Genomic DNA, 25,828 nt, shown 5'->3' on the forward strand with positions numbered 1-25,828 from the left:
CCCTTTCGTCATTGTGCCCTGATTGACCTTTTCTTCTGGTCATCGTACTGGTCTTACCAGAACGAAGAAGAATGGTTTCAGGGATGGATGCTCAAGATGCCGACAGCGCGTCGGGGTTCGAGCGCGTTTTCGCCTATCTGCAGGAGCGGCTGCTCGACGGCACGCTGAAGCAGGGCGAGCGGCTCATGGCCGAACGCGAACTGGCCGCCCAGCTCGGCGTGAGCCGGCCGATTGTGCGCGAGGCGCTGCGCGCGCTGCACATGCTCGGCATCGTCGAGATCCGCGAGCGCGTCGGCACCATCGTGAAGCGGCCCGACGCCTCGATGCTGAAGGACTTCTTCACGCTCGCCCTGGCCCAGCAGGCCGACCTCATCGACGACGTGATGGAGGCGCGCATTGCGATCGAATGCCAGGCGGTGCGCCTGGCCTGCGAGCGCGCCACCATCGCCGATTTCGAGCGGCTGCAGCGCGCGCTCGTCCGTATCGGCGAGACGATCGACGATGCCGATGCGGGCGGCGCGGCCGATTTCGAATTCCACCGTGCCATCGTGCTGGCGTCGCGCTCGCCGACGCTCGCAGTGCTGCATGAATCCATGTCGACCCTGCTGGCGCGCTCGCATCGCAGCCGCCGCGAGCTCGTCCAGCAGTTCAGCTCGATGAAGAGCTACCTGATCGACGACCATAAGCGCGTCTTCGACACCATCGTCGCGCGCGATCCCGATCGCGCCGAGGTGACGCTGCGGCGTCATTTCGCGATCGGCGACGAGTACCGGCGCCGCGCCGTCACGGGCGAAGGCGACAGGCCCGAGACGCGCAGCGCGCAGGGAGCCTGAGGCTCCGGATTCCAGAGACAATGCCGCGAGAACAGAGCATGGGACAGAACGAGACGGGCAGCGTCGGCTTCATCGGGCTCGGCACGATGGGCCGGGAGATGGCGCGCAACCTCCTGAAGGCAGGGCACAAGGTCACCGCCTTCGACATTGTCGAGGATGCAGTCGTAGCGCTGGCCGCCGAGGGTGTGAAGCCGGCGAAGAGCCCGGCAGAGGCGGCGGCCGAGGCCGATATCGCGATCACCATGCTGCCGGACACGCCGCAGGTCGAGGAGGTGATCTATGGCGAAGGCGGTCTGCTGGCCTCGCCGCCGCGCGGCCGCCTGATCGTCGACATGAGCACGATCTCGCCGGTCGCCGTCCGCAGGATGCATGGCGATCTCAAGGCTGCGGGCACCGATTTCATCGATGCTCCGGTCTCCGGTGGCCCGATCGGTGCCAGGAACGCGACGCTGACGATCATGGCGGGTGGCGAGGCGGCAGCCTTTGCCAAGGCAGAGCCGTTCTTCCGCGGCATGGGCACGACCATCACCCATGTCGGCGCGCCCGGTGCCGGCCAGGCGGTCAAGCTCTGCAACCAACTCATCTGCGGCATCAACATCCAGGCCGTCTGCGAGGCGATCGCGCTCGGCCGCGCCTCCGGCGTCGACCTGGAGCAGATGCGCAGCGTGCTGCTCGGCGGCTCGGCGGCCTCCTGGATGCTCGACAAGCTTGGCCCGGCGATGATCGCCGGCGATGCCGGGGCGGGCTTCCGCATCGATCTGATGCTGAAGGACCTGCGCCTCGTGCAGGAGCAGGCGCAGGCGCTCTCCGTGCCGCTGCCGGGCACCGCGCTCGTCACCAGCCAATACATCGAGGCGCGCGCCCATGGCGAGGGCGGCAACGGCAACCAGGCGCTGTTCCGCGTCTATGACCGCATGACGAACCGGGCCTGACGGCGGCGATGGGGCTCGACCTCGACTTCTCCGTCGTTCTGGAGCGCTGGCCGCTCTTTGCCGACGGCGCGGTGATGACGCTGAAGCTCGCCTTCATGGCGATCCTGATCGGCGGCGCGATCGGCACGTTCTGCGCCATCGGCCGCGGCAGCAGCAACCGCTTCATCGCCGGGCTCTGCGCCGGTTATGTCGAGACGATCCGCAACACGCCGCTGCTCGTCCAGATCTTCCTGGTCTATTTCGGCCTGGCCAGCATCGGCTTCAAATTCTCGGCCTTCTCGGTGGCGGCGGCGGCGCTCGCCATCAATGTCGGCGCGTATACCGCCGAGATCATGCGGGCAGGCTTCGAGTCGATCCCGCCCGGCCAGATCGAGGCTGCCGAGGGTCTCGCGCTCTCGCGCTTCCAGATCTACTGGCACGTCATCCTGCTGCCGGCGATCGAGAAGGTCTATCCGTCGCTGACCAGCCAGTTCGTGCTGCTGATGCTGGCATCCTCGGTCACCTCGCAGATTTCGGCCGAGGAGCTGACGGCCGTCGCCAACTACGTCCAGTCCGACACCTACCGCGCCTTCGAGACCTATATCCTCGTCGCGCTCGGCTACATAGCGCTCTCGCTCGTCCTGCGCGCCGCCTTCTGGGCGCTGGGGCTCGTCCTCTTCCCGCGCCGCCGGCGCCTCGGCACGCCGCTCTAGGGTCTGTACGCATGGTGGATGATGTTCTGATCGGGCCAAAATGCCCGAAAGCCAGGAGGAGCCCGCCGCCCGATGCCCCACGGCATCGGGCAAGGGACCGACACAGCTATCGGGCATTTTCGCCCGACCCTTTCGGGCGCGGGCCTTTTGATCGGCTGGTGCGTCGCGCGGCCTTGCAAACCGGGCGGTTTGCTGCGGCCACGCTCCTGCCCGCCGATCAAAATGCCGCGCGTCAGAACACCATCCACCATGCGTACAGACCCTAGAGGTCGGTCATGGGCGGCTCCCTCAACGCGAACCATCTCCTCTTCCTGGCCCAGGGCGCGCTCTGGACCATCGGGCTGTCGGCGATTGCGCTGATTGGTGGCGGGATCGTCGGCTTCCTGATCGCGCTCGCCCGCATCTCGCCGAGCAAGGCGGTGCGGCTGATCAGCGGCGCCTATGTCCAATTGGTCCAGGGCACGCCGCTTCTGGTGATCATGTTCCTCGGCTATTTCGGGCTTTCGGCGCTCGGCTTCAGGATCACGCCGCTCTGGGCGGCAGGCGCCTCGCTGACGATCTATGTCGGCGCCTATTTTGGCGAGATCTGGCGCGGCTGCATCCAGGCCGTGCCGCGCCCGCAATGGGAGGCTGCCGAGGGGCTGGGCCTGAGCCGCACCCAGCGGATGCTCAAGGTCATCCTGCCCCAGGCCATGCGCATCGCCACGCCGCCGACCGTCGGCTTCATGGTGCAGATCATCAAGAACACTTCGCTGGCCTCGGTCGTCGGCTTCGTCGAGCTCGCCCGCTCCGGCCAGATCATCAACAACTCGCTGTTCGAGCCCTTCCTGATCTACGCGATCATTGCCCTGATCTACTTCGCGCTCTGCTTCCCGATTTCGCTTCTCAGCCGGCGTCTCGAACGCCGCATGGGCGTCGGCCGCGCGAAGCTGATGCCGGCCTGACGAGACGAAAAGCCATGAGCCAGGAACGCATCATCGTCGAACGCCCCATCGTCATCCTCGACAAGGTCCACAAGAGCTTCGGCGCCCTCAAGGTGCTGGACGGCGTCAGCTTCACCGTCGAACGCGGCGAGGTGCTGGTGCTGATCGGCCGCTCCGGCTCCGGCAAGAGCACGGCGCTGCGCTGCATCGACCGGTTCGAGAAGATCGATTCAGGCGAAATCCGGGTCTGCGATCACCGTGTCGACGCCGCCGATATCGACCTCAGGGCGTTGCGGCAGGACGTGGGTATCGTCTTCCAGAGCTACAACCTGTTTCCGCATCTCACCATCGAGCAGAACATCACGCTGGCGCCGGTCTCAGTGAAGGGCGTGAAGAAGGCGAAGGCGCGCGAGCTCGCCAAGGCGATGCTGGCCAGGGTTGGCCTTTCCGAAAAGCTCGACGCCTACCCCGAGCAGCTCTCCGGCGGTCAGCAGCAGCGCGCGGCGATCGCCCGCTCGCTCGCCATGCAGCCCAAAGTGATGCTGTTCGACGAAGTCACCTCCGCGCTCGATCCGGAGCTGACCGGCGAGGTGCTCAAGGTCATCGAGCAGCTCGCTGCCGACGGCATGACGATGGTCATGGTCACCCATGAGATGGGGTTCGCACGGGGCATCGCCGATCAGGTGGTGTTCATGCATGCGGGCAGGGTTCACGAGGCCGGAAGTGCCTCGATCCTGTCGGCACCGGCCACGCCGGAACTCGCCCAGTTCGTCGGAACCGGGCTCTAACGACCAAAAAAGGGAAGGAAGCAAGGATGAAACGCTATCTCACGATTGCCCTGCTCGGCACGTCGGCGCTCGCCTGCGCCAGCCAGGCGGCCCGCGCCGACATGCTCGATGACATCACCAAGGCCGGCAAGATCCGCATCGCGACCGATCTCGCGATCCCTCCGTCGGGCATGATCGACAATGCGATGAAGCCGACCGGCTCCGACGTCGAGACGGCCGAGCTCCTCGCCAAGGACTGGGGCCTGCAGCTCGAATTCATCCAGACGACCGGCGCGACCCGCATCCCCAACGTCCAGACCAACAAGGCCGACATCATCATCTCGACGCTCTCGGTCACGCCCGAACGCGCCAAGGTCATCGACTTCTCCAAGCCCTATGCGGCGCTGCAATCGGTCGTGGGTTGCCTGAAGTCGGTCGAGGCCAAGAGCTGGGAGGATCTGAAGGGCAAGACGATCGCCGTCTCGCGCGGCACCACACAGGACACGACACTGACCAACATGAAGGAGCGCGACCTCAAGCTCTCCCGCTATGAAGACGATGCGACCATGGTCACGGCGGCCGTCTCCGGCCAGGCCGACTGCGTCGCGACCTCGGCGACGATCGTCTCGCAGATCGGCGTCAAGGCGCCTGCGCGTCCGTTCGAGTCCAAGGTCTCGATCACCAATTTCGACCTCGCCATCGGCGTGAAGAAGGGCGAGCCGAAGCTGCTCGAGAAGCTCGACGCCTGGGTCGAGCAGAACCTCAAGAACGGCAAGCTCAACGCGATCTACAAGAAATTCCACGGCACCGAACTGCCCGCGAACATGCGCGGCTAATCCATTTCCCGCCGGCGCCCGACAGGGGCGCCGGCGCTTCGCTCCAACCCACAGGACATCTCATGCGCCTCGTCATCGGCTCCGACCATGCCGGCTGGTCCCTCAAGCAGCACGTCATCGACCACATCAAATCGCTGGGCCACGAGGTCGTCGATGTCGGCTCCCATGACGATAAGCCGGTCGACTTTCCCGACATTGCCCGTGAGGTCGCCCGCAAGGTCACATCCGGCGAGGCCGAGCGCGGCATCATGGTCTGCGGCACCGGCGTCGGCGCCTCGATCGCCGCCAACAAGATGAAGGGCATCCGCGCCGCCGTCTGCCACGACATCCATTCCGCCCATCAGAGCGTCGAGCACGACGACGTCAATGTCATGTGCATCGGCGCCAAGATCGTCGGCCCCTGGCTCGCCAGCGATCTGATTTCGTCCTATCTCTCGGCCGAGTTCTCGACCGACGAGGATTTCCGCCGTCGGGTCGAGAAGCTGCACCAGATGGACGCCGAAGGCTGAAGCGAGGGTAGGGCCCGATGATCCTGGTTTTCGGATCGATCAATGTCGATTTGGTCGCGCGGGTCGCGACCATTCCGGGACCGGGCAAGACGGTGCTCGCACCGTCCTATGAGCGCCATTTCGGCGGCAAGGGTGCGAACCAGGCTGTTGCCGCCGCACGCCTCGCCGCGCCCGGCCGCGTCGCCATGGCGGCTCGTGTCGGCGATGACGGCTTCGGCCGGGAGTCGATCGACAACCTCGCCGCCAACGGCATCGGGATCGATCTGGTCGGCGCCGGCGTGGCTCCGACAGGCTGTGCCTTCATCACGGTCGATGCAGGCGCGGAGAATGCGATTACCGTCGCCAGCGGCGCCAATCTCGAGCCCAAAGCGGACGACGTGCCGGAGGCGCTGCTAGGCGCCGATACGCTGCTCGTGTTGCAGATGGAGGTGCCCTTTGCGCAGTCGCTGGCGCTTGCGCGGCGCACTCGGCAGTCGGGCGGGCGTGTCATCTGGAACTGCGCGCCGGTGCCTGACGGCTTCCCGGCGGCCGAGGCGGCTGCACTCCTCGCCGCCAGCGATGTCCTGATCGTCAACGAACACGAGGCCGCCGATATCGTCGCCATCCTTGGGCACCCGGGTGGCGAGATCGCGCGCCTGATCGAGGGCACCGCGACGCGCTGCATCGTCACGGCCGGTGCCGACGGCGCCTTCGCCTACATGCCGGAAGGCGAGACGCTTCACGTACCCGCACCGCGCATCGAACCGGTCGACACGACAGGCGCTGGCGATACCTTCGTCGGCGCTATCGCGGCTGCTCTCGATGAGGGGTTGGGCCTGCAGCAGGCGCTCGACCTTGGCTGCCGCGCCGCCGCTCTGTCCTGCCTCGCACAGGGAGCGCAGGCGGGTATGCCGTTCCGAAGCGCGATCGGCTGAGCGACCGAGGCTGGGGTCTTTAGAGGCGGGCGAAGGCGTGAGACGCGCTTCTCACACCATTCCGGTGGCCAAGCCGTAGAGCAGCCCGGCAGCCGAACAGGCTGCGATGACCTTGATCATTCCGACCTTGAAGCGGAACACCGCGATCATGGCCGCCAGCGTCAGCAGCAGCGAGGCGACGTTGACGGTGCTCAGGACCGGCACGTCCAATTCCATGCCATAGCCGCGAATTTGGCGGACCTCGGCGAACAGGACATGCAGCGAAAACCAGATTGACAGGTTCAGGATGACGCCGACGACAGCGGCCGTGATCGCGCCAAGCGCTGCCGATAGCGCCTTGTTGTTGCGCATCGTCTCCATGAACGGCGCGCCCAGGAAGATCCAGAGGAAGCACGGGACAAAGGTGACCCAGGTCGTCAGCAATCCACCAAGCGTGCCGGCCAGCAGCGGGTTCAGCGAGCCCGGCGCGCGGGAGGCGCCCATGAAGCCGACGAACTGCGTGACCATGATCAGCGGCCCGGGCGTGGTTTCGGCCATGCCGAGGCCATCCAGCATTTCACCCGGCTTCAGCCAGCCATAGTGCTCGACCGCCTGCTGGGCGACATAGGACAGGACCGAATAGGCCCCACCGAAGGTCACCATCGCCATCTTGGAAAAGAAGATGGAAATCTCGGTGAAGACATCGCCTCGGCCGAGCGTCGCCAGCAAGACGATGACGGGCGCGAACCAGAGGAAGAAGCCGATGGCCGCGACCTTCAACGACCAGCTCAGCGGCGGCCTGGCATGGGCCGGAATGCCCTCGCCAAGCGCCGAGTCGACGTCGGCGACCTGCTTGCCTCCGACTTTGCCGTGACCGCCGCCCACCAGGAATGCAGACCAGCCGGCGCGGCCGCCGACATAGCCGATCAGGCCAGCCCCCAGGACGACGAGCGGGAAAGGGGCCCGGAAGAGCGTCAGGGCGAGAAAGGCGGCCACGGCGAGGCCGATCATGACCCCGTTCTTGAGGGAGCGCCGGCCGATCCGGAGCACGGCTTCGAGCACGATCGCCAGGACCGCAGCCTTCAAACCGAAGAACAGCGCCTGCACGCTCCCGACATTGCCGAAGATGGCGTAGATCCAGCTCAGCGCCATGATGGCAATGAGGCCCGGAAGCACGAACAGGGTTCCAGCGACGAGGCCGCCCTTGGTCTTGTGCAGGAGCCAGCCGATATAGACGGCCAGCTGTTGGGCCTCCGGCCCGGGAAGCAGGGTGCAGTAGTTCAGCGCATGCAGGAACCGGGTCTCGCCGATCCAGCGCTTCTCCTCCACGATGATGCGATGCATCACCGCGATCTGCCCGGCAGGGCCGCCGAAGCTGAGCGCCGCGACCCGGGCCCAGACGCGCAGAGCCTCACTGAATGAAATCCCATGATCGGGCTCGGCGCTCTGCTTGGGAGGCGCAGCGTCGATGGTCTCGCTCTTGTTCATGACGTTCCCCGGTCGTCAGGCGCGCTTCGACCTGAAGTACTGGTAGAGGTTGTCGAAGACAGCCGCGCCTTGCGCGATGCGGTCTTCGTCCTGAGGGTTGGCGGTACATACGCCCGAAATCAGGCTCGCAATACCTGTCGTCTCCTCGCGCCCGAACTTGCCGTCCTTCAAGTCAATGTCGTGGACGATCTCGGAAATGGCCTGGAGCGCGGCATCGGCGATGCCGATGCGGGTCAACAGGACTTCGAAGCTGCAGCGATCGCCTTCATGGGTGATCTCGCCTTCGAACATGTCGAAGCGCAGCTCTCCGGGCTTGGGTTCGTATCCCTTGCCCGGAACGAAGCGGATGACGGCACTGGGGTCGATGAAGCGGCGGATCAGCCAGCTACACGCGATCCGGTCGACATGCACGCCCTTGCGCGTCACCCAGACGCGCCCCTTAAGATCGGCTGCGGTCCGTGCCGGTGCTTCCGGCGAAGGCGTCGTCATATCGGTATCCTCCGCAAGCCCGCGCTCGATCTCGGCGACCAGGCTCTCGGCCGAGAGGCGGCCGGTCGCTCCGAAAAAATCGATCGCGGCAATGTCTGCGAGCCGTTTCCGCAGACGATTGGTTTGCGAGCGAACTTCCGCCCTGTCCTCGGGCGTGGCGGTTGCCGTGAGACGGGCCGAAAGAGCGCGCGCCTCCTTGGAGATCGCCCCGTAATCCTCATCGCGTGCCGCGTCGAACAGAGCCCGTGCCTGGCTGTCAGAGAGGCCGTCGATCAGGCGCGCTTCGCAGACCATCGCCTCGCCGCCGCCTTCAACGATCTCCTTCAGCAGCCACTCGAAATCCTCCTGCGTCTCGGCATTTGCCGGCAGCGCATAGACCGTGCTCTTCACCGCGACGGCGCCGATCCCTTGCAGGCGCCGCCAGATCTTCACCCGGAAGTAGGCTGGCTTGCTCGGCAACTGATGGATCAGCAGGAGCCAGCGCTGCTCTGCGGGGATTATGTCGTCGCTCATGTTCGTACCGTATCATCAAAAAGATTAAAAGCAACACTTGTATCATTTTTGATTCGAGCGTAGCGTCCCGTCATCGCGTATCCCGGAGGAGGGGTGCCATGCATCGGATCATGCCCTTGCCTTTCAAGCCGCCGCGCCTTGACGGGCTCTCCGAGCGGCTCCTGGCGAGCCATTACGAGAACAATTACGGAGGTGCCGTGCGGCGCCTCAATGCGATCGAGCGCCGCCTCGACGAACTCGACTGGAGCCAGGCTCCGGTGTTCGACATCAACGGCCTCAAGCGGGAGGAACTCATCGCCGCCAATTCGGCGATCCTGCATGAGATCTATTTCGACGGGCTCGGCGGCACCGGCGACGCCGCGGGCGAGCTGGCCGCTGCGCTGGAGCGGGATTTTGGCAGCGTCGCCGGTTGGCGTTCGAAATTCTCCGCCTGCGCGAAGGCGCAGGCCGGCGGCTCGGGCTGGACCTTGCTGGTCTGGTCGGAGCGCCATGAACGCCTGATGATCCAGTGGGGGCAGGATCACACGAACTGCCTCGCCGGCAGCATCCCGATCATGGCGCTCGATATGTACGAGCACGCCTATCACATCGATTTCGGTGCGAAGGCTGGAGCCTATGTCGACGCCTTCATGAAGAATATCCACTGGGAGCGGGTTGGCGCCCGCTTTCAGAGGGTGGCCATGAACCACCGCGCAGCCGCCTCCGCCGTTTCCGAAGACGGCATCGCCGCCGAGGACCTGCTGGCGCGCTTGCAGCGCCAGGACGATCTCGTCCTGCTGGATGTCTGCCTCGCGGAGGACCTGGCGAAGCGCAGCGATATGATCCCGGGAGCGCAACTGCGTGCTCCGGAACAGATCGCCGATTGGGCCGATGACCTGCCGAAGGACAAGCCGATCGTCGCCTATTGCGTCTACGGCTTCCAGGTCAGTGGCGACGCCGTCGCTGAACTTCGCCGCCGCGGCCTCGATGCCTGCTCGCTCGCAGGCGGCATTGCCGCCTGGCATGCGATCGGCGCTCCAACCGTTCCGCTCACCACCGCTGAAGGGAGGCCTACGCCATGAAATGGGTCACACGCGAACGCCCCGTCATCGATCGGATCGCCTGTCCCTGGCTGATCACGCGGTTCATCGACAAGGAACCCGAGTTCCTGTTCGTGCCGCCGGACCAGGTTCGAAAGGTGGCCGAGGAAACCGGCGCCATTCCCTATGATGTGCCCGGCGTCGAATACACGCATGTCGGCGAGGGATGCAGCTTCGACACTTTCGTGGAGAAGCACGACCTGGCCAAGGACCTCGCCATCGCCACGATCGCCGCCATTGTTCGCGGCGCCGATACGGACAAGCACGATCTCACGCCGCAATCGGCGGGGCTGCTGGCAATCTCGATGGGGCTGCGCGACCTTTCTTCGGACGATCACGAGGTGCTGAAGCACGGCTTCATCATCTACGACGCGCTCTACGCCTGGGCATCCCGTCGAAAGGGCGAGACCCATAGCTGGCCGCCGGTGATGAAGGCGACCGCCGCCTGACGGCATCTCTCCGGTATTGGAGAAAGCCCGTGCTACGCTTCGCAGCGGATCGTGATGGATTATGCCGTCACGCAGCCAGGGCTTCGGTCGCCGCCGTCACCTGCCAGCCCTGCAATTCGCGCCAGTTGGGCTCCAGCTCGGCAAAGCGCGACAGCTTGAAGCTGGAGATGTCGGCGAAGCTGCATTCGCCGTCGATGACGAGATCGCGGATTGCGTGGCCGCTTGCGGGCGAGAGGCCGAAACCGACGCTCGACAGGGTCGCGACCACGACATTGGCCTGCGAAGCCAACCGGTCGATCACGGGCCGGCCGTCCGGCGTATTCTCGATCACGCCGGCCCAGGAGCGGATGATGCGGGCATGGGCGGCCTTGGGCAGAAGCTCGGCCAGGCGCTTGCCCATATGCAGCATCAGTGGCGAGGTCGGCTTGGCGGGCGTGCCTTCCTCGGCCATGGCCAGCCATTCATGCGGCCCACCGCCATAGGCGAGGTTGCCGCGTAGCGTCTGGCGCCCGTAAAGCCCGCAGCCATCGACGCCGCCGAGCGGCATCAGGGGCAGGGGCTCCGTCACGATCATTTCGCAGCGCGCCGATTGCACGGGAATCTCCTGACCGAGCATCGCCGAGAGGCGCCCGCTCTGCGGGCCGGCGGCGAGCACCAGGCTGTCGCAGCCGATGACGCCACGGTCGGTCTCGACAGCCGTCACGCGCCCGCCCTCGCTGCGGAAGCCGGTGACGGTCGTGTGCTGCAGGATGCGCCCGCCATGGTCCTGCATCGCCCAGGCATAGCCCTGCAGCGTGCGGTGCGGATTGGCGTGGCCGCCGAACTTGTAGTGATAGCCGCCGACGATGGTGTCGCCTGCCAGCGGCACCATCTCCTTGGCCTGCTTGACGTCGAGCACCGCGGACTGGAAGCCCTGCCGCTCGGCGTTGCGCAGGGCGCGGCCATAGAGCGCCATCTGGTGCTCGCTGGAGGCAAGGCGGATGCGCTCGCCCCTGAATTCGGTCGGATAGCCGAGCAACTCGTCCATGATCGGCCAGAGCCGCTGCTCCTCGGCGAAGAGGGGAGAGTGGTGATGCGAGCAGCCGCCGCCGTTGCGGCCGGAGGCTTCCCAGCCGATCAGGCCCTTTTCCAGCACCAGCACGTCGACGCCGTCGCGCGCCAGCCACCAGCCCGCGGAAAGGCCCGTGACGCCGCCGCCGACGATGACCACGGAAGCTCCCTTGATCTCGCTCATGACTGAGAGCTCCTAACAGAACCTGGAGGGGTCTCGACGCCGGCAATTCGCTCGATCCGCCAGGAGCGGGGTGAAGCCGATACCATCGGTATCGGCAAGCGCCGCGACGCCGCGGGCGGGCGAATTCCCGGCGCCGAAGGTGAGCCTTGGAGGGCCACCTGCGGCGTCGGATCGACTTGCCGATATCGAAGGATATCGGCTGCGCGCTCCTCCTGGCATCTGGCTCCTCCAAGGCTCATCGAGACCCCTCCAGGTTCTGTTAGGAGCTCTTATCTCACTCGCTCGCGACGGGGCCGGTCGCGTCGTTGGTCCCGACGGTGTAGCGCTCCGGCACCTCCCAAAACGGCACCCATTGCGCGTGCATGCCGAACCAGGTGTCCCAATGCTCGGCCTGCTCCGGCGCTTCCGGCACATGCGCGGTCATCGACAACGGCATCGGCCGCGTCGGGGCGCGGTAGCCGGCGAGGGGAATGGCCGAGAGCGGCTGCGCGGCGGCGAGCGCCAGCAGTGCCGCGACCTGTTCGCGGCAGCGGCGGCCCTGGCACGGGCCCATGCCGGCGCGGGTTAGGCGCTTGACCTGATCCGGGTTGGGCGGGCCTTCGCCGAGCAGTGCCGTGAGCGAACGGTCGTTGCGGCGCTCGTTCTGCCAGTCGAGATAGCGCGGCGGACGGACTTCGAGGATTTCCCGCGCCGTCACTTCCTCGCATTGGCAGACATGGAATTCCGCACGCGCCTCGACGACGCTCGCCCGCACCCAGGCCAGGCGGTAGTCGGAGATGTCGTGTTCCGGCGCCGGCAGGCTCGCGGCGCTGCCCGTCATTGCAGCCGTGCCGAGCGCGGCGACGGCGCGTGCGGCTTCCGCCTCGGCGATTGCGCGGTCACGGGTCTTTGCAGCCCAGATGCCGGCGCAGTCGCCAACAGCGTAGACGTTAGCGATGCTGGTGCGCTGGTCCGCATCGAGCACCGGTGCATAGCCGCCACGCTCGGCCTGGAACGCCACCTTGCAGCCGGCGGCATCGATCAGGTCGATGACCGGCGTAGTGCCGACCGCCAGCACGATGCCGTCGCAGGCGATGGCGCGCTCATTGCCCGCCGGATGGCCCTTTTCGTCGAGCTTCGCAACCGTGGCCGCCTCGACGCAATCGCGACCGGTCGCTTCGCGCACGACGTGGCGTGTCAGGATTTCCGTGCCGCCCTCGCGCAGGCTCGCCAGCAACGCCGCGTCGCCGACGGCTTCGGGGGCCTGCTCCACGATTGCCACGATCTCGGTGCCTGCCTCGCGCAGCGCCAGCGCTGTGGTCAGCGCCTCCGTGCCGGAGCCGAGGATGACGATCCGGCGCGGGCCGAGCGCGCCGTAGCGCGTTGCGAGATTGAGCGCGGCCGTTGCGCCCATTACCCCCGGCTTCTCCCAGCCCGGGAAGCCGAGACCCATGTCGCGCCGGCCGCAGGCGAGGATGACGTGCTGCGCCTGGACTAGAAAACAGCGCTCCTCGTCAGCGAGACCTGCGACGAGGCCGGGCATCCAACCGAGCGCCGGTCCGTTCGCATAGAGACCCCAGCAGGCGGTGCCGAGGCGGACGTCGACGCCGGCCTCAAAAGCCTCCTCGATCCGCGGCTCGGAGGCGATGAAGGCCTCCATCATGGCATTGCGGTTGCGCGCGTTGGCCGCCATGCCCTGCCCGAAATGCAAGGGCACGTCGTCGCCCATCGTCTTGAACGGCACCGGGTTCTCATCGACCAGCAGGACGCCGAACCCGCGGGTCGCCGCGCCGATCGCAGCCTCGAGCCCGGCGGCACCACCGCCGATGACGAGGACATCCACTTTCTCGTCGATGGCCAGCGGCTTGCCGGTGACGGATTTGGGATCTGAGGCCGGGGTGTTCATGGAGCACGCTCTCGAATGACGGCGTTCATTCTTGGACGGGTGGTTCGCGGTGGCCGGTCGGTTTGCGACATCGAACGGCCCGGACGCGACATGTCGCGTCAGAGCACCTGGTCGAGGAAGGCGCGGGTGCGTGCCTCGCGCGGCGCGCCGAAGAACGCGGCCGGCGGCGCGTGCTCGACGATGACGCCGCCATCGGTGAAATAGACATGGTCGGCAACTTCGCGGGCGAAGCCCATCTCGTGGGTGACGAGGATGCAGGTCATGCCCTCGGCGGCGAGGTCGCGGATGGTGACGAGCACCTCCTTCTTGGTCTCCGGGTCGAGCGCGGCGGTGACCTCGTCGAACAGCATCACCTTCGGGTTCATCGCCAGCGAGCGGGCGATCGCGACGCGCTGCTGCTGCCCGCCCGAAAGCTCGCCCGGATAGGCCTGGTGCTTGTGCGAGAGCCCGACCTTGGCGAGCAGGCGCTTGGCCCGCTCCTCGACCTCGGCGCGGTCCTGCTTCAGCACATGGATCGGCGCCATCATCACGTTCTGCAGCGCCGTCTTGTGCGGGAAGAGATTGTATTGCTGGAAGACGATGCCGACGTCGCGGCGTAGCGCCAGCTTGTCGAGCGCGGGGTCGTTGACCTGGCGGCCAGCGACCGTGATCGAGCCCCTGCTGATCGGCACCAGCGCGTTGATGCAGCGCAACAGCGTCGACTTGCCCGAGCCTGACGGGCCGATGATGCAGACGGTCTCGCCGCGGCGGATGGTGAGGCTCACATCCTTCAGTACCGCGAAGGCGCCGAAGGCCTTTTCGACGCCCTCGACGACGACGACGGGCTCGCCGAGTTGATGCTTGGCGACCATGGTCATCCCTTCACGTTGAAGCGGCGTTCGAGCGCCATGGTGAGGCGCGCGATCGGGTAGCAATAGGCGAAGAACATCAGCAGGAGCAGCAGGTACATCGGCAGCATCAGCTCCGGCCGGCTCTCGGCGACGAGGGCGGCGCGCGTCACCGTCAGCCCGTCCTGGATGCCGACGACCGAGATCAGCGTCGTTGCCATCGTCAGGATGGCGTAGAGGTTCATCCAGGGCGGGATCATCCGCTTGAAAGCCTGCGGCAGGATGATCATCCACATCGTCTGGCGGCGGGTGAAGGCGAGCGCCTCGGCCGATTCCCACTGGCCCGAGGGAATCGAGCGGATGCCGCCGCGCACGATCTCGGAGACATTGGCCGCAACCGGAAGCGCCAGCCCGATGATCGCCTTGATCCAGGCCGGGAAGGCGATGGTGACCGGGCCGAGCCTGAGCTCGAAGGGCAGCAGGAACATCGCGTAGAACAGCAGGACGAGCCAGGGCGCGTTGCGGAAGAACTGCGTCGCGACCCAGGCAGGCTTGCGCAGCGCCGCGGATGGCGAGACCTGGCCGACGCCGAACAGCACGCCGACCGCCGTGCCGAGCGCCATGGAGAGGAAGCTGATCAGCAGGTTGAACAGGAAGCCCTGGAAGATCAGCGGCGCCCAGCGCAGCAGGATGGTGACGGCGCCATCGCGTGCGGTCGAACCGGTCGCCTGCGCCACGGCCAATGAGGCGGCGAAGATGACGGCGGCACTCGCGACGAGGCCCGCGCTCAGGAGAGTGGGCGCGGCGAGGCCGCTCGGCGCGATCGGCTCAGCGCGGAACGGCTTCAGGACCGGGAGATCGGTGGCACCGGTCTTCATGGCATGTAGCCCGGAATGCGCATGGCCTTCTCCCAGCGATGCATCACCCAGACCAGCACTGCGACGAGCAGGACATAGGTCACCAGCAGCACGTTCATCATCTCGCGGACGTTGAACATCTCCGACCAGATCTGCGAGGCGGCATAGAGCAGTTCGGGCACGCCGATCGCGTAGGCGAGGGTGGTGGTCTTCACGAGATTGACGAGGTTGTTGTTGAGTGCCGGCAGGCAGATGCGGAAGGCGAGGGGCAGCACGATCTGGCGCCAGAGCTGGAAGCGCGTGTAGCCGAGCGATTCCGCCGCCTCGACCATCGTCTCGGGCACGGCCTCGATCCCGGCGCGGAAGATCTCGACGTTGAAAGCCCCGGCGAAGAGCGAGAAGGCGATGATCGCCCAGCCGGTGCCGCTGACGAGTGGCGATTGCCCGCCGAAACCATCCGAGACCGTCGGCAGCAGGCCTCCCACGGCAAAATAGAAGAAGGAGAGCTGGACCAGTGGCGGCGTGTTGCGGAAGAACTGGACGTATATCCGCACCACGAGCCGGCCGAACCGCGAGTTGCTGCCCGCGATCCAGACACCGAGCAGGCCGATCGCGAGCGACGCCAGGATCGAGACGACGCAGATATAGGTCGTGGTCCACAGCCCGGTGAGGAAGCGGGAACGATCGAAAGCGTCGTAGAAGATCGAGAAGTTGAGGCCATGAACGTCGTTCAGGCGCTCGAAGAAGGCTGCGATCATGGGAGATGGCTCACCGGAATGTGCTCCGCATCGTCATCCCGGACGCAGCGAAGCGGAGATCCGGGATCCATCGTAGCGCGCAGCGCTCGATGATGGATCCCGGGCCGGGCCCGGGATGACGTGGTGGGTGAGGCGCCTGCGGCGCCCTTTCCGGCGCTTACGAACCGCCCTTCAGCTTCTTGTTGGTCTCGATCAGGTAGGGGCTCTGCTTGATGCCCCATTTGCTCTCGAGCGCGAGCAGCTTGCCGCTCTTGTGCCACTCGACCGACATGTCCTTGAGCAGCTTGCCGAAGGCGCCGTCGAGATCGTCAAGGCGCACGCCGACCGCCCAGAGCTGCGGATCCTCGGAGGTCAGCGGCATCTCGTAATTCGCCCATTTCGGATCGCCGCCCGCCAGCGTCGAGACGATCAGCGTGTCGTCGAAGAGGAAGGCGACGCAGTTGTTGCCCTGCAGCGCGTTCAGCCCGTCCGGCACCGAGGGGAACACCACGAGTTCGGGCGAATAGATCTGCGAGACGCGGCGGTTGTAGTAGGCGCCCTGCACGGCGCAGACCTTGCGGCCCTTGAGGTCTTCCCACTTCTTGAGGCCGGCGCTCTTCGGCGCGAGCACATTGGTGGCGCCGGCATAGTAATTCGGCTCGATCATGCCGATCTGCTTGCGCCGGTCTGCGGTGTCGCCCAGCGTCGCCAGGATCAGGTCGATCCGGCCCTGACGCAGGAACTCGATGCGGTTGGCGGCGATGACGGGGATCATCTCGAGCTTGACGCCGAGCTTGTCCGCAACCTCCTGCGCGAGATCGATCTCGAGGCCGACGATCTTGCCTGACGGATCGAGGAAGCCCCAGGGCTTGTAGTCGTTCTTCACGCCGACGGTGAGGACGCCCTTCTCCTTGATCTTCGCGAGCGTATCCTGCGCGAGCACCGGCACGGCGGCGAGCGTGGCGGCAAGTGCGAGCGCCAGAGCGGTCAGTCGTTTCATCGGTCGCGATCCCCTTTTTTCTGAAGCCTTAGACTTCAGGCGGATCGGGCCACTGATTTGATCAGACGCGACGTATTCTTGCTGGCTAGCGCCAATCCGGGGATGTGGCGCGCAGGCGTTCCGCCCGCGGCGGATGGCCGAAGCGATCGCGATAGCTGCGGGAGAAATGGCTGGCGCTGGCGAAACCGCAGGCGAGGGCGGTTTCGAGGATCGAGAGGCTGGTCTGCCGCAACAGATCGCGCGCGCGATCGAGGCGCAGGGCCAGGTAGTGCTCACCCAGCGAGCGGCCGAGATGCTGACGGAAGAGGCGCTCGAGCTGGCGCAGCGAGACATTGGCAAGGCGGGCGAGATCCTCGCGCGGTTCGGGATGCTCGATGGTCTGCTCCATGCGCCCGATGACGCGCAGCAGCGGCGCATGCGCGATGCCCAGCCGCTCGCGCAGCGGCATGCGCTGCGGGCCGGCGCCTTCCCGGACATGCGTCTGCAGGAACCACTCGCTCACAGCCAGCGCCAGCTCGGTGCCATGCTCGCGTGCGATCACGGCATGCATCATGTCGAGCGGCGCCATGCCGCCGCTACAGGTCAGCCGGTCGCGGTCGATCTCGTACAGAGAGCGGCGCAGGTCGAGGTCGGGATATTCCTCCAGGAAGGCGGGCGCATGCTCCCAATGGATCGTGAAGCGGTAGCCGGTCAGCACATTGGCGCGCGCCAGCAGATACGGCCCGCCCGAGATGCCGCCGATCCGGACGCCGCGCCGCGCGAGCTGGCGCAGCCAGGCAAAGGTCGGCTGATGGTGGAAGAGAGCCGGGTTGCCCCCTGCGCAGACGAACAGATAGTCGAGCCGCAAATCAGCGCCGACGCTCGCATCCGCCGCGATGGCGACGCCGTTCGAGGCCGAGGCGGGCGCGCCGTCGATCGAGACATGGCTCCAGCGATAGAGCGGCTGGCCGGAAAGCCGGTTGGCGGCGCGCAACGGCTCGATCGCCGAGGCATAGGGCAGCAGCGCAAAATCGGGGATCAGCAGAAAGCCGACATGAGTCGGTGCGCTGTCGTCGCTATTGGACAATCGCGTGTCGCTATCGAGCATGTCGCGAAGCCTATGTCGGTCAATCTCCTGATGACAAGCCCGCCCGGATCCTTCGATGCGCTATTCCGTCTTCTCGTTGCTCGCCCAGGCCTTCCAGGGTCATAAGGGCTGGACCCCGGCCTGGCGCGATCCTGCGCCCAAGGCCGAATACGACGTCGTGATCATCGGCGGCGGTGGACACGGCCTCGCGACGGCGCATTACCTCGCCAGCCGGCACAACATCACCAATGTCGCGGTGCTGGAGAAGGGCTATCTCGGTTCCGGGAACGTCGGCCGCAACACCACGATCATCCGCTCGAACTACCTGCTGCCGGGCAATACGCCGTTCTACGAGCTCTCGATGAAGCTCTGGGAAGGGCTGGAGCAGGATCTGAACTACAACGCCATGGTCAGCCAGCGCGGCGTGATCAACCTCTATCATTCGGATGCGCAGCGTGATGCCTTTGCCCGGCGCGGCAATGCGATGCGGCTCGCCGGTGTCGACTCCGAATTGCTCGGCCGCGAGCAGGTCAGGGCGATCCTGCCCTATCTCGATTTCGACAATGCCCGCTTCCCGATCCAGGGCGGTCTGCTGCAGCGCCGTGGCGGCTCGGCCCGGCACGACGCGGTCGCCTGGGGTTATGCACGGGCCGCCGACAGCCGTGGCGTCGACATGATCCAGAACTGCGAGGTCACCGGCATCATCATGGCGGGCGGGCGGGCCGTTGGCGTCGAGACTTCGCGGGGACCGATCCGGGCGAAGAAGATCGCCATGGCGGTGGCCGGTAATTCATCACGGGTGGCGGCGATGGCCGGCCTGCGCTTGCCGATCGAGAGCCACGTCCTGCAGGCCTTCGTCTCGGAAGGGCTCAAGCCCCTGATCGACACTGTCGTCACCTTCGGTGCCGGCCACTTCTACATCAGCCAGTCGGACAAGGGCGGGCTGGTCTTCGGCGGCGATATCGACGGCTACAATTCCTACGCCCAGCGCGGCAACCTGCCGGTGATCGAGGACGTGATGGAATCGGCCATGGCGCTCTGGCCGGGCCTTGGCCGGGTGCGGATGCTGCGCCATTGGGGCGGTGTCATGGACATGTCGATGGACGGCTCGCCGATCATCGACCTGACGCCGGTCGAGGGGCTCTTTCTCAATTCGGGATGGTGCTATGGCGGCTTCAAGGCGACGCCGGCCTCCGGCTTCTGCTTCGCGCATCTGATCGCGACGGGAGAGCCGCATCCGGTCGCGACCGCCTATCGGCTCGATCGCTTCGCCACCGGGCGCCTGATCGACGAGAAGGGCGCCGGCGCCCAGCCCAACCTGCACTGAGGCGGGCGATGATAATGATTGTCACGAACGTGGCCGCACGGCTCCCCTTCTCCCCTTGCGGGAGAAGGTGGCCCGAAGGGCCGGATGAGGGATCGCACTACCCTCTCCGTACAGCGCGCTGCAAAGGGCAAAACCTCCGACACGTCGCACGACCCCTCACCCCAGCCCTCTCCCGCAAGGGGAGAGGGGGCAGGTCGCGCTTCCATACATTTCTGGACTTCTGACCATGCGCATCACTTGCCCCCATTGCGGCGCGCGCGACGCCCAGGAATTCACCTATCTCGGCGCGGCCGATCCGCAGCGCCCCGACGGGATGACGGCGACCGAGGCGGCTATGACCAACTATGTCTATCTGCGCGATAATCCCGCCGGCGCGCATCGCGAGCTCTGGTATCACGCAGCCGGCTGCCATGCCTGGCTGGTCGTGACCCGCGACACCCGCAGCCATGCGATCGCGTCGGTCGAGGATGCCAAAGCACGAAAGACGGCAGCGGCGGCCGAGCCCGCCAAGGCGCGCAAGATGGGAGCGGCGGTATGAGCGGGCAGTCCTTTCGCCTTGCCTCCGGCGGCCTGGTCGATCGTAACCGGTCGCTGACCTTCAGCTTCGATGGCAAGCCGTATCAGGGGCATGCCGGTGACACGCTCGCCTCGGCACTGCTCGCCAATGGCGTGCGGCTCGTGGGCCGCTCCTTCAAGTATCACCGCCCGCGCGGCATCCTCTCGGCCGGCCCGGAGGAGCCGAATGCGCTGGTCGAGTTGCGCTCCGGTGCGCGCCGGGAGCCGAACACCCGCGCGACAATCACCGAGCTTTTCGACGGGCTCGACGCAGCAAGCCAGAACCGCTGGCCCTCGCTCGCCTTCGACCTGCTCTCGCTCAACGGGCTGGTCTCGCCGGCTCTCGTCGCCGGTTTTTACTACAAGACCTTCATGTGGCCGGCGGCCTTCTGGGAGAAGCTCTACGAGCCGCTGATCCGCCGTGCCGCGGGCCTCGGTCGCGCGGCGGGGGCGGAGGATCCCGACCATTACGAGAAGGCCTTCGCCTTCTGCGACGTGCTCGTGATCGGCGGCGGCGCTGCCGGCCTGTCGGCGGCGCTGGCGGCAGGCCGCAGCGGCGCGCGCGTCATCCTCTGCGACGAGGATTTCCGCCTGGGTGGACGCCTGCTGGCCGAGAAGCGCGAGATCGATGGCAGGCCGGCCGCTGAATGGCTGGCTGCGACGCTGGCGGAACTCGAAAGCCTGCCCGAAGTGCGGATCATGCCGCGCACGACCGTCTTCGGCCTCTACGACCACGGCATCTACGGCGCGGTCGAGCGCGTCGGTGACCACCTGCCGGAGCCCGCAGCCCATCAGCCGCGCCAGCGCGGTTGGCGCATCTATGCCAGGCACGCGATCCTCGCCGCAGGTGCGCTGGAGCGGCCGATCACCTTCCCCGGCAACGATGTGCCCGGCGTGATGCTGGCCGGGGCGGCGCGCGCTTACGTCAACCGGTATGGCGTTCTGCCGGGGCGCGAAACGGTGCTGTTCACCGCTGGCGACGACGGCTGGGCGACGGCACGCGACATCGCCGCCGCCGGCGGCAAGGTCGCGGCGATCGTCGATGCGCGCGCCGATGCCGATCCGGCGCGCAAGGCGCTCGCCGACAAGCTCGGTGCAAGGCTGTTCGCAGGCGGCGTGGTTGAGGGCACCCGTGGCGGTCGCCAGCTCGGCGGCGTGACGATCCGCGATGCCTCCGGCGCGACGACGGCGCTCGCCTGCGATCTGCTTGCCGTCTCGAACGGCTGGAACCCGACGCTGCATCTGACCTCGCACCAGAACGGCAAGCCGGCCTGGGACGAGGGCCTGCAATGCTTCGTGCCGGGCGCTTTGCCGGCGGGGCTCTCCGTGGCCGGCAGCGCGGTCGGGCGCTTCACCCTGGCGCAGGCGCTGGAGGATGGTGCTCGGCTCGGACGCGAGGCGGTCGCCGGTGCGGGGCTGACGCCTGCGGCCGCGGAGCCGGTGCCCGCGACCGATCCCGAGACGATCGCGCTGAAGCCGGTCTGGCGGGTGATGGGCGCGAAGGGCAAGGCTTTCGTCGATTATCAGAACGACGTCACCGACAAGGATGTCGAGCTGGCTGCGCGCGAGGGTTTCCGGCCGGTCGAGCACCTCAAGCGCTACACCACGCTCGGCATGGCGACCGACCAGGGCAAGACCTCGAACCTTGCCGGTCTCGCCATCATGGCCGAGCAGACCGGGAGGACGATCCCCCAGACGGGCACGACGACCTTCCGTCCGCCTTATACGCCGGTCGCGATCGGCGCTCTCGCTGGCCACCATCGTGGCAAGGACTTCAAGCCGGTGCGGCTGGCACCAACCCATGAATGGTCGAAGGGGCAGGGCGCCGTCTTTGTCGAAGCTGGCCAGTGGCTGCGGGCGCAGTACTATCCGAAGCCCGGGGAGAGCGATTGGTTGGTGACGGTCAACCGCGAGGTGAAGGCCGTGCGCGCGAGCGTCGGCATCTGCGACGTCTCGACGCTCGGCAAGATCGATATCCAGGGCGCGGACGCTGCCGAATTCCTCGAGCGGGTCTACATCAACGGCTGGAAGGCGCTGCCGGTCGGAAAGGCCCGCTACGGGCTGATGCTGCGCGAAGACGGCTTCGTCATGGACGACGGCACCACCTCACGCCTCGGCGAGCATCATTTCCTGATGACGACCACGACAGCCAATGCCGGCAAGGTGATGCAGCATCTGGAGTTCTGCCATCAGGTGCTGTGGCCCGAGCTCGACGTCCGCATGGTTTCGGTGTCCGAGCAATGGGCGCAGGTCGCCGTCGCCGGACCGCAGGCGCGCGAGACCCTGCGCGGCGTCGTCGATCCCGCGCACGACATCTCGCACGAGGCCTTCCCCTATCTCACGGCGCGCGCCGTCACCGTTGGCGGCGGCATTCCGGCGCGGCTCTTCCGCATCTCCTTCTCGGGGGAGCTGGCCTATGAGCTTGCGGTGCCGGCCGACTATGGCGATGCGATGATGCGCGCCCTGATGCGGGCGGGCGAGCCCTTCGGCATCACGCCCTACGGCACCGAGGCGCTCGGCGTGATGCGCATCGAGAAGGGCCACGTCGCCGGCAACGAGCTCAATGGCCAGACCACGGCGCGCGACCTCGGTCTCGGCAAGATGATGTCGACGAAGAAGGATTTCGTCGGGCGGCTGATGGCGGGCCGGCAGGCCCTGGTCGAGCGGGGCCGGCCGTCCTTCGTCGGCTTCAAGCCGGTCGATCCGGCTCAGCGTCTGCGCGCCGGCGCCCATTTCATCGGCATCGGCAAGGCGGCGGTGATGGAGAACGACGAGGGCTACATGACCTCGGTCGCCCATTCGCCGCATCTGAACCACTGGATCGGCCTCGGCCTGATCCGGAACGGCGCCAGCCGCATCGGCGAGCGCGTGCGCGCCTACGACCCCGTTCGCAACGGCGACATCGTCGTCGAGATCTGCTCGCCGGTCTTCGTCGACCCCGAAGGAAACCACCTCCATGGCTGAGACAGCGACCTCTTGGGTTCCGCGCGGCGTCTGGGCCAGTGTCGCGCAGCCCGGCTCCTTCGGCAGGAGGGGGGAGGCTGGCATCGTTGCGACCCTCCTGGACAGTTTCGGCCTGGCGACGCTGATTGCCGGACCCGGTACGACGGCGGCCCTGTCACAGGCTGTGAAATGCCGGCTCGGTGTCGTCCTGCCGTGGACGCCGAGGATCGTTCAGGCGGCGGCGCATGACGTGGTTTGGGCGGGCCCCGGCCAATGGCTGCTGCGCGCCGACTTGCGCGATGGCTTTGCCGGGCTTCTTGGCGAACTCTCGGCCCACGCCGCCGTCAGCGACCAGAGCGATGCGCGTGCCGCCTTCCGGCTCTCGGGGCCACGTGTCCGCGATGTGCTGGCGAAGGGCATGATGCTCGATCTGCACCCCGCGGCCTTCGCCGTCGGTGATACCGCTTTGACGAGTGTGGCTTATATCGGCGTGCAGCTGTGGCGGCTCGCCGACGGGCCGGACGGGCCCGTATTCGAGATCATGGTCGCACGCAGCATGGCTGGAAGCTTCTGGTCCTGGTTTGCCGCATCGGCAGCCGAATTCGGCTGCCATGTCGCCGCCCGCGCCTGATAGCGCCATGTCTGGAGGTAACTCAGACGGCGTCCCGGCGCATGGAAACTGCGTCGCTTCCGGCAATGCTGCGACCGGCGCTGCGAGCCCGAAGCGCTGCAAGCGTGATCTGACCCTGAACATGGCCATTTTCATCGACGATGGTCGCGGCGTCGCGGCCCTCCGCGAGTAGCGCCGACAGGACCCCCCGGAGCGAGAGGGTATCCGGGAGCGTGAAGCTGCCCGGCGCACGGCCGGGCTCGACGGCGTCGGCGGCGCGCACCAGCGAGAGCCGGCGCAGGGCCCGGTCGGCGCCGACGAAATCCGCGACGAAATCATCGGCGGGGGCGGCGAGCAGGCGGTCGGGCGTATCGTACTGGACGAGCTTGCCGTCGCGCATGATCGCGACGACGTCGCCCATGCGGATCGCCTCGTCGATGTCGTGGGTGACGAAGATCACGGTCTTCCTGAGCCGTTTCTGGATCGCCAGGAACTCCTCCTGAAGGCGGCTCCTGAGGATGGGGTCGACGGCGCCGAAGGGTTCGTCCATCAGCATCACCGGCGGGTCGGCCGCCAGCGCCCGGGCCACGCCGACGCGCTGACGCTGTCCGCCCGAGAGATGGCGCGGATAGCGCGGCAGGTACTGCGCCGGATCGAGGCCGACGAGTTCCAGCATCTCCTCGCTGCGCGCCCTGATGCGTGCTGTGTCCCAGCCGAGCAGCTTCGGCACGGTTGCGACGTTCTCCGCGATCGTCATATGCGGGAACAGCCCGACGTGCTGGATGACGTAGCCGATATGGCGCCGGAGCTCGACCGGGTCGGCCTGGGCGACGTCGCGGTCGCCGACGAGGATGCGACCCGAACTCGGCTCGATCAGCCGGTTGATCATCCGCATCGTCGTGGTCTTGCCGCAGCCGGACGGGCCGATCAGCACGCAAAGCCTGCCGGTCTCGACGGTGAGGTCGAGCCTGTCGACGGCAGCTTGCGCCGCGCCGGGAAACGACTTGGTGACCTGTTCCAGCCGGATCGTCATGTTCGTTTCGTTCGCATCTGCTGGGTCGTCAGCCGTTCGAGGCCCGCGAAGGTGATCTCCGTCGCGAAGGCCAGGCCTGCGACCGCGACGGCACCTGCAATCAGCTGCGGGAAATTGAAGTTGGCCATGCCGCTGGTGATCAGCTCGCCCAGCCCGCCGCCGCCGATGAAGGCGGCCAGTGTCGCCGCCGAGACGATCTGGACGGCCGCCGTGCGGATGCCGGCGAAGATGACGGGCAGGGCCAGCGGAATCTCGATCCGCCTCAGCAGCTGGGCATCGGACAGGCCCTGGCCGCGGGCGGCGTCGACGATGTCGGCATCGACCTCGCTCACCCCGGTATAGGTGTTGAGCAGCAGGGCGGGCAGGCCATAGAGCGTCAGCGCGACCACCGAGGGCAGGAAGCCCGTTCCCAGGACGGGCAGCATGAGGACGAGCAGCGCCAGCGAAGGCACGGTCCGCAGGATATTGGCGAGCCCGATCGCGGGTTGGGCCCAGCTGCGATGACGGGTCAGGGCGAGGCCGCCGGGCAGGGCGATCAGCAGCACGGCGGCGAGCGACGCCGCACTCAGCCAAAGGTGGTTCTGGAGGGCGGTGACGAAGGTCTGTGGATGTGCCGAGATCCAGCTATACATCAGCCTGCTCCGCCTGATGGGCGCGCAGCCAAATCTCGAACCTGCGCAGGCTCTCGTCGCAGAAGATGGCGAGCGCCGAGGTCACGACGGCTCCGATCACGACTTTTTCGCCGAAGTCCTGGGTGATGCCCTGGAAGATGATGTCGCCGAGCCCGCCAGCATTGACGAAGGCGGCGACGGTGGCGACCGAGACCTGCGTCACCACGGTGATGCGGATGCCGGCGATGATCACGGGCAGCGCCAGCGGCAGTTCGATGGCGAAGAGGCGGCGCCTTTTGCCGTAGCCCATGCCGTCGGCCGCATCGAGGATCTCCGGCGCGATCTCGCGAAGGCCCGTCGCGGTGTTGCGGGTGATGATCAGCAGCGCATAGGCGACGAGCGCGACGATGGCCGGCCAGAAACCGAGGCCGAGATAGGGAATGAGCAGCGCGAAGATCGCCAGCGCCGGCACGGTGTAGAGCGCCCCAGTGACCAGCAGGACGCCGAGCGCGAGGCGAGGGCGCCGCGCCGACAACACGCCGAGCGGCAAGCCGATCGCCAGCGCGATCAGAAGGCCGGTTCCGACGAGCTGGATATGCTCCCAGAGCGCGACGAGCAGGCGGTCATAGTTCTCGATCGTCCAGGTCATGAGATCGGCCGCCCAGGTCCCGTGGAGACTTGGCCAAGCTGGCCTTGTTGCAGCACCGCCGTCATTCCGGGGCAGGCCGCAGACCTGAGCC

The 25,828-nt window shown here is 66.8% G+C and carries 26 protein-coding genes; 14 read left to right on the forward strand and 12 right to left on the reverse strand.

The features are described 5' to 3' along the window. Nucleotides 1-83 precede the first annotated feature (83 nt). The 8 genes from FQV39_RS02575 to FQV39_RS02610 all read left to right on the forward strand — a co-directional run bounded on the left by FQV39_RS02575 (nucleotide 84) and on the right by FQV39_RS02610 (nucleotide 6,406). Entirely contained in the window at nucleotides 84-833 is a 750-nt protein-coding gene (locus FQV39_RS02575) for a FadR/GntR family transcriptional regulator (RefSeq protein WP_149128885.1), read from the forward strand. Between the two features lie 38 nt (nucleotides 834-871). Further along, nucleotides 872-1,765 (forward strand): NAD(P)-dependent oxidoreductase, encoded by an 894-nt coding sequence (locus FQV39_RS02580; protein ID WP_149128886.1) that lies wholly within the window; start codon nucleotides 872-874, stop codon nucleotides 1,763-1,765. 8 nt (nucleotides 1,766-1,773) lie between these two features. After that, the gene (locus tag FQV39_RS02585; protein ID WP_149128887.1) at nucleotides 1,774-2,457 is read left to right on the forward strand and encodes an amino acid ABC transporter permease; all 684 of its coding nucleotides are present in this window, start codon (nucleotides 1,774-1,776) and stop codon (nucleotides 2,455-2,457) included. A 275-nt stretch (nucleotides 2,458-2,732) separates the two neighbouring features. Beyond that, nucleotides 2,733-3,401, forward strand: coding sequence for an amino acid ABC transporter permease (locus FQV39_RS02590; RefSeq protein ID WP_149128888.1), 669 nt, complete (start codon nucleotides 2,733-2,735; stop codon nucleotides 3,399-3,401). A 14-nt stretch (nucleotides 3,402-3,415) separates the two neighbouring features. Further along, on the forward strand, nucleotides 3,416-4,168 hold the full coding sequence (locus FQV39_RS02595) for an amino acid ABC transporter ATP-binding protein (protein ID WP_149128889.1): 753 nt from the start codon (nucleotides 3,416-3,418) through the stop codon (nucleotides 4,166-4,168). Between the two features lie 26 nt (nucleotides 4,169-4,194). Then, nucleotides 4,195-4,983, forward strand: a complete 789-nt coding sequence (locus FQV39_RS02600; protein WP_149128890.1) for a transporter substrate-binding domain-containing protein — start codon at nucleotides 4,195-4,197, stop codon at nucleotides 4,981-4,983. Nucleotides 4,984-5,045: 62 nt separating this feature from the next. Further along, a complete protein-coding gene (rpiB, locus tag FQV39_RS02605; RefSeq protein ID WP_149128891.1) occupies nucleotides 5,046-5,492 on the forward strand; it encodes a ribose 5-phosphate isomerase B in 447 nt (148 codons plus the stop codon). Between the two features lie 17 nt (nucleotides 5,493-5,509). Then, a complete protein-coding gene (locus FQV39_RS02610; protein ID WP_149128892.1) occupies nucleotides 5,510-6,406 on the forward strand; it encodes a ribokinase in 897 nt (298 codons plus the stop codon). 51 nt (nucleotides 6,407-6,457) lie between these two features. On the opposite strand, the gene chrA is transcribed toward FQV39_RS02610, so the two are convergent. Both chrA and FQV39_RS02620 read right to left on the reverse strand, forming a co-directional pair. Then, nucleotides 6,458-7,873, reverse strand: a complete 1,416-nt coding sequence (chrA, locus tag FQV39_RS02615) for a chromate efflux transporter (RefSeq protein ID WP_149128893.1) — start codon at nucleotides 7,871-7,873, stop codon at nucleotides 6,458-6,460. A gap of 15 nt (nucleotides 7,874-7,888) precedes the next feature. After that, on the reverse strand, nucleotides 7,889-8,875 hold the full coding sequence (locus tag FQV39_RS02620) for a chromate resistance protein ChrB domain-containing protein (protein ID WP_149128894.1): 987 nt from the start codon (nucleotides 8,873-8,875) through the stop codon (nucleotides 7,889-7,891). 98 nt (nucleotides 8,876-8,973) lie between these two features. On the opposite strand from FQV39_RS02620, the gene FQV39_RS02625 reads away from it, so the two are divergent. Both FQV39_RS02625 and FQV39_RS02630 read left to right on the forward strand, forming a co-directional pair. Further along, nucleotides 8,974-9,936 carry a Fe-Mn family superoxide dismutase gene (locus tag FQV39_RS02625; protein WP_149128895.1) on the forward strand — a complete coding sequence of 321 codons (963 nt, stop codon included), beginning with the start codon at nucleotides 8,974-8,976 and terminating at the stop codon, nucleotides 9,934-9,936. Then, nucleotides 9,933-10,403, forward strand: a complete 471-nt coding sequence (locus FQV39_RS02630; RefSeq protein ID WP_149128896.1) for a chromate resistance protein ChrB domain-containing protein — start codon at nucleotides 9,933-9,935, stop codon at nucleotides 10,401-10,403. Before FQV39_RS02625 ends, FQV39_RS02630 begins: the two co-directional genes overlap by 4 nt. A gap of 67 nt (nucleotides 10,404-10,470) precedes the next feature. Here FQV39_RS02630 and FQV39_RS02635 read toward each other — a convergent pair whose 3' ends face one another. The 7 genes from FQV39_RS02635 to FQV39_RS02665 all read right to left on the reverse strand — a co-directional run bounded on the left by FQV39_RS02635 (nucleotide 10,471) and on the right by FQV39_RS02665 (nucleotide 18,030). After that, complete coding sequence (locus tag FQV39_RS02635; RefSeq protein ID WP_149128897.1) at nucleotides 10,471-11,637, reverse strand: NAD(P)/FAD-dependent oxidoreductase; 1,167 nt, start codon at nucleotides 11,635-11,637, stop codon at nucleotides 10,471-10,473. Between the two features lie 274 nt (nucleotides 11,638-11,911). Next, a complete protein-coding gene (locus tag FQV39_RS02640; RefSeq protein WP_149128898.1) occupies nucleotides 11,912-13,522 on the reverse strand; it encodes an NAD(P)/FAD-dependent oxidoreductase in 1,611 nt (536 codons plus the stop codon). Nucleotides 13,523-13,620: 98 nt separating this feature from the next. Next, on the reverse strand, nucleotides 13,621-14,379 hold the full coding sequence (locus FQV39_RS02645) for an amino acid ABC transporter ATP-binding protein (RefSeq protein ID WP_210251156.1): 759 nt from the start codon (nucleotides 14,377-14,379) through the stop codon (nucleotides 13,621-13,623). Next, complete coding sequence (locus tag FQV39_RS02650; protein WP_149128900.1) at nucleotides 14,376-15,227, reverse strand: amino acid ABC transporter permease; 852 nt, start codon at nucleotides 15,225-15,227, stop codon at nucleotides 14,376-14,378. The genes FQV39_RS02645 and FQV39_RS02650 overlap by 4 nt, the downstream gene beginning before the upstream one ends. After that, nucleotides 15,224-15,964 carry an amino acid ABC transporter permease gene (locus FQV39_RS02655; RefSeq protein ID WP_149128901.1) on the reverse strand — a complete coding sequence of 247 codons (741 nt, stop codon included), beginning with the start codon at nucleotides 15,962-15,964 and terminating at the stop codon, nucleotides 15,224-15,226. Before FQV39_RS02655 ends, FQV39_RS02650 begins: the two co-directional genes overlap by 4 nt. A gap of 157 nt (nucleotides 15,965-16,121) precedes the next feature. Continuing rightward, nucleotides 16,122-16,943: a transporter substrate-binding domain-containing protein gene (locus FQV39_RS02660; RefSeq protein ID WP_149128902.1), complete on the reverse strand. Its 822-nt coding sequence runs from the start codon at nucleotides 16,941-16,943 to the stop codon at nucleotides 16,122-16,124. Between the two features lie 85 nt (nucleotides 16,944-17,028). Beyond that, nucleotides 17,029-18,030: a GlxA family transcriptional regulator gene (locus FQV39_RS02665; RefSeq protein ID WP_149128903.1), complete on the reverse strand. Its 1,002-nt coding sequence runs from the start codon at nucleotides 18,028-18,030 to the stop codon at nucleotides 17,029-17,031. Between the two features lie 55 nt (nucleotides 18,031-18,085). On the opposite strand from FQV39_RS02665, the gene FQV39_RS02670 reads away from it, so the two are divergent. From FQV39_RS02670 to FQV39_RS02685, 4 genes are all read left to right on the forward strand, one after another. Next, a complete protein-coding gene (locus tag FQV39_RS02670; RefSeq protein WP_149128904.1) occupies nucleotides 18,086-19,336 on the forward strand; it encodes a sarcosine oxidase subunit beta family protein in 1,251 nt (416 codons plus the stop codon). A 226-nt stretch (nucleotides 19,337-19,562) separates the two neighbouring features. Then, on the forward strand, nucleotides 19,563-19,874 hold the full coding sequence (locus tag FQV39_RS02675) for a sarcosine oxidase subunit delta (protein WP_149128905.1): 312 nt from the start codon (nucleotides 19,563-19,565) through the stop codon (nucleotides 19,872-19,874). Then, a complete protein-coding gene (locus FQV39_RS02680) occupies nucleotides 19,871-22,855 on the forward strand; it encodes a sarcosine oxidase subunit alpha family protein (protein ID WP_149128906.1) in 2,985 nt (994 codons plus the stop codon). Before FQV39_RS02675 ends, FQV39_RS02680 begins: the two co-directional genes overlap by 4 nt. Next, on the forward strand, nucleotides 22,848-23,465 hold the full coding sequence (locus FQV39_RS02685) for a sarcosine oxidase subunit gamma (protein ID WP_149128907.1): 618 nt from the start codon (nucleotides 22,848-22,850) through the stop codon (nucleotides 23,463-23,465). Before FQV39_RS02680 ends, FQV39_RS02685 begins: the two co-directional genes overlap by 8 nt. A 22-nt stretch (nucleotides 23,466-23,487) precedes the next feature. Here the strand turns inward: FQV39_RS02685 and FQV39_RS02690 are convergent, their stop codons facing one another. Genes FQV39_RS02690 through FQV39_RS02700 form a run of 3 tightly spaced genes read right to left on the reverse strand, consistent with a single transcriptional unit; the run spans nucleotide 23,488 to nucleotide 25,737 of the window. After that, nucleotides 23,488-24,477: an ABC transporter ATP-binding protein gene (locus FQV39_RS02690; protein WP_149128908.1), complete on the reverse strand. Its 990-nt coding sequence runs from the start codon at nucleotides 24,475-24,477 to the stop codon at nucleotides 23,488-23,490. Further along, nucleotides 24,474-25,109, reverse strand: a complete 636-nt coding sequence (locus tag FQV39_RS02695) for an ABC transporter permease (RefSeq protein ID WP_149128909.1) — start codon at nucleotides 25,107-25,109, stop codon at nucleotides 24,474-24,476. Before FQV39_RS02695 ends, FQV39_RS02690 begins: the two co-directional genes overlap by 4 nt. Next, a complete protein-coding gene (locus FQV39_RS02700; RefSeq protein ID WP_149128910.1) occupies nucleotides 25,102-25,737 on the reverse strand; it encodes an ABC transporter permease in 636 nt (211 codons plus the stop codon). Before FQV39_RS02700 ends, FQV39_RS02695 begins: the two co-directional genes overlap by 8 nt. Nucleotides 25,738-25,828 lie beyond the last annotated feature (91 nt).

The organism is Bosea sp. F3-2 (genome assembly GCF_008253865.1).
Taxonomy (GTDB): Bacteria; Pseudomonadota; Alphaproteobacteria; order Rhizobiales; family Beijerinckiaceae; genus Allobosea.

Bases quoted from the DNA above. Each gene is read 5' to 3' on its own strand.
- FQV39_RS02575 (WP_149128885.1), top strand. From the start codon at position 84: ATGGATGCTCAAGATGCCGACAGCGCGTCGGGGTTCGAGCGCGTTTTC.
- FQV39_RS02580 (WP_149128886.1), top strand. From the start codon at position 872: ATGGGACAGAACGAGACGGGCAGCGTCGGCTTCATCGGGCTCGGCACG.
- FQV39_RS02585 (WP_149128887.1), top strand. From the start codon at position 1,774: ATGGGGCTCGACCTCGACTTCTCCGTCGTTCTGGAGCGCTGGCCGCTC.
- FQV39_RS02590 (WP_149128888.1), top strand. From the start codon at position 2,733: ATGGGCGGCTCCCTCAACGCGAACCATCTCCTCTTCCTGGCCCAGGGC.
- FQV39_RS02595 (WP_149128889.1), top strand. From the start codon at position 3,416: ATGAGCCAGGAACGCATCATCGTCGAACGCCCCATCGTCATCCTCGAC.
- FQV39_RS02600 (WP_149128890.1), top strand. From the start codon at position 4,195: ATGAAACGCTATCTCACGATTGCCCTGCTCGGCACGTCGGCGCTCGCC.
- rpiB (WP_149128891.1), top strand. From the start codon at position 5,046: ATGCGCCTCGTCATCGGCTCCGACCATGCCGGCTGGTCCCTCAAGCAG.
- FQV39_RS02610 (WP_149128892.1), top strand. From the start codon at position 5,510: ATGATCCTGGTTTTCGGATCGATCAATGTCGATTTGGTCGCGCGGGTC.
- chrA (WP_149128893.1), bottom strand. From the start codon at position 7,873: ATGAACAAGAGCGAGACCATCGACGCTGCGCCTCCCAAGCAGAGCGCC.
- FQV39_RS02620 (WP_149128894.1), bottom strand. From the start codon at position 8,875: ATGAGCGACGACATAATCCCCGCAGAGCAGCGCTGGCTCCTGCTGATC.
- FQV39_RS02625 (WP_149128895.1), top strand. From the start codon at position 8,974: ATGCATCGGATCATGCCCTTGCCTTTCAAGCCGCCGCGCCTTGACGGG.
- FQV39_RS02630 (WP_149128896.1), top strand. From the start codon at position 9,933: ATGAAATGGGTCACACGCGAACGCCCCGTCATCGATCGGATCGCCTGT.
- FQV39_RS02635 (WP_149128897.1), bottom strand. From the start codon at position 11,637: ATGAGCGAGATCAAGGGAGCTTCCGTGGTCATCGTCGGCGGCGGCGTC.
- FQV39_RS02640 (WP_149128898.1), bottom strand. From the start codon at position 13,522: ATGAACACCCCGGCCTCAGATCCCAAATCCGTCACCGGCAAGCCGCTG.
- FQV39_RS02645 (WP_210251156.1), bottom strand. From the start codon at position 14,379: ATGACCATGGTCGCCAAGCATCAACTCGGCGAGCCCGTCGTCGTCGTC.
- FQV39_RS02650 (WP_149128900.1), bottom strand. From the start codon at position 15,227: ATGAAGACCGGTGCCACCGATCTCCCGGTCCTGAAGCCGTTCCGCGCT.
- FQV39_RS02655 (WP_149128901.1), bottom strand. From the start codon at position 15,964: ATGATCGCAGCCTTCTTCGAGCGCCTGAACGACGTTCATGGCCTCAAC.
- FQV39_RS02660 (WP_149128902.1), bottom strand. From the start codon at position 16,943: ATGAAACGACTGACCGCTCTGGCGCTCGCACTTGCCGCCACGCTCGCC.
- FQV39_RS02665 (WP_149128903.1), bottom strand. From the start codon at position 18,030: ATGCTCGATAGCGACACGCGATTGTCCAATAGCGACGACAGCGCACCG.
- FQV39_RS02670 (WP_149128904.1), top strand. From the start codon at position 18,086: ATGCGCTATTCCGTCTTCTCGTTGCTCGCCCAGGCCTTCCAGGGTCAT.
- FQV39_RS02675 (WP_149128905.1), top strand. From the start codon at position 19,563: ATGCGCATCACTTGCCCCCATTGCGGCGCGCGCGACGCCCAGGAATTC.
- FQV39_RS02680 (WP_149128906.1), top strand. From the start codon at position 19,871: ATGAGCGGGCAGTCCTTTCGCCTTGCCTCCGGCGGCCTGGTCGATCGT.
- FQV39_RS02685 (WP_149128907.1), top strand. From the start codon at position 22,848: ATGGCTGAGACAGCGACCTCTTGGGTTCCGCGCGGCGTCTGGGCCAGT.
- FQV39_RS02690 (WP_149128908.1), bottom strand. From the start codon at position 24,477: ATGACGATCCGGCTGGAACAGGTCACCAAGTCGTTTCCCGGCGCGGCG.
- FQV39_RS02695 (WP_149128909.1), bottom strand. From the start codon at position 25,109: ATGTATAGCTGGATCTCGGCACATCCACAGACCTTCGTCACCGCCCTC.
- FQV39_RS02700 (WP_149128910.1), bottom strand. From the start codon at position 25,737: ATGACCTGGACGATCGAGAACTATGACCGCCTGCTCGTCGCGCTCTGG.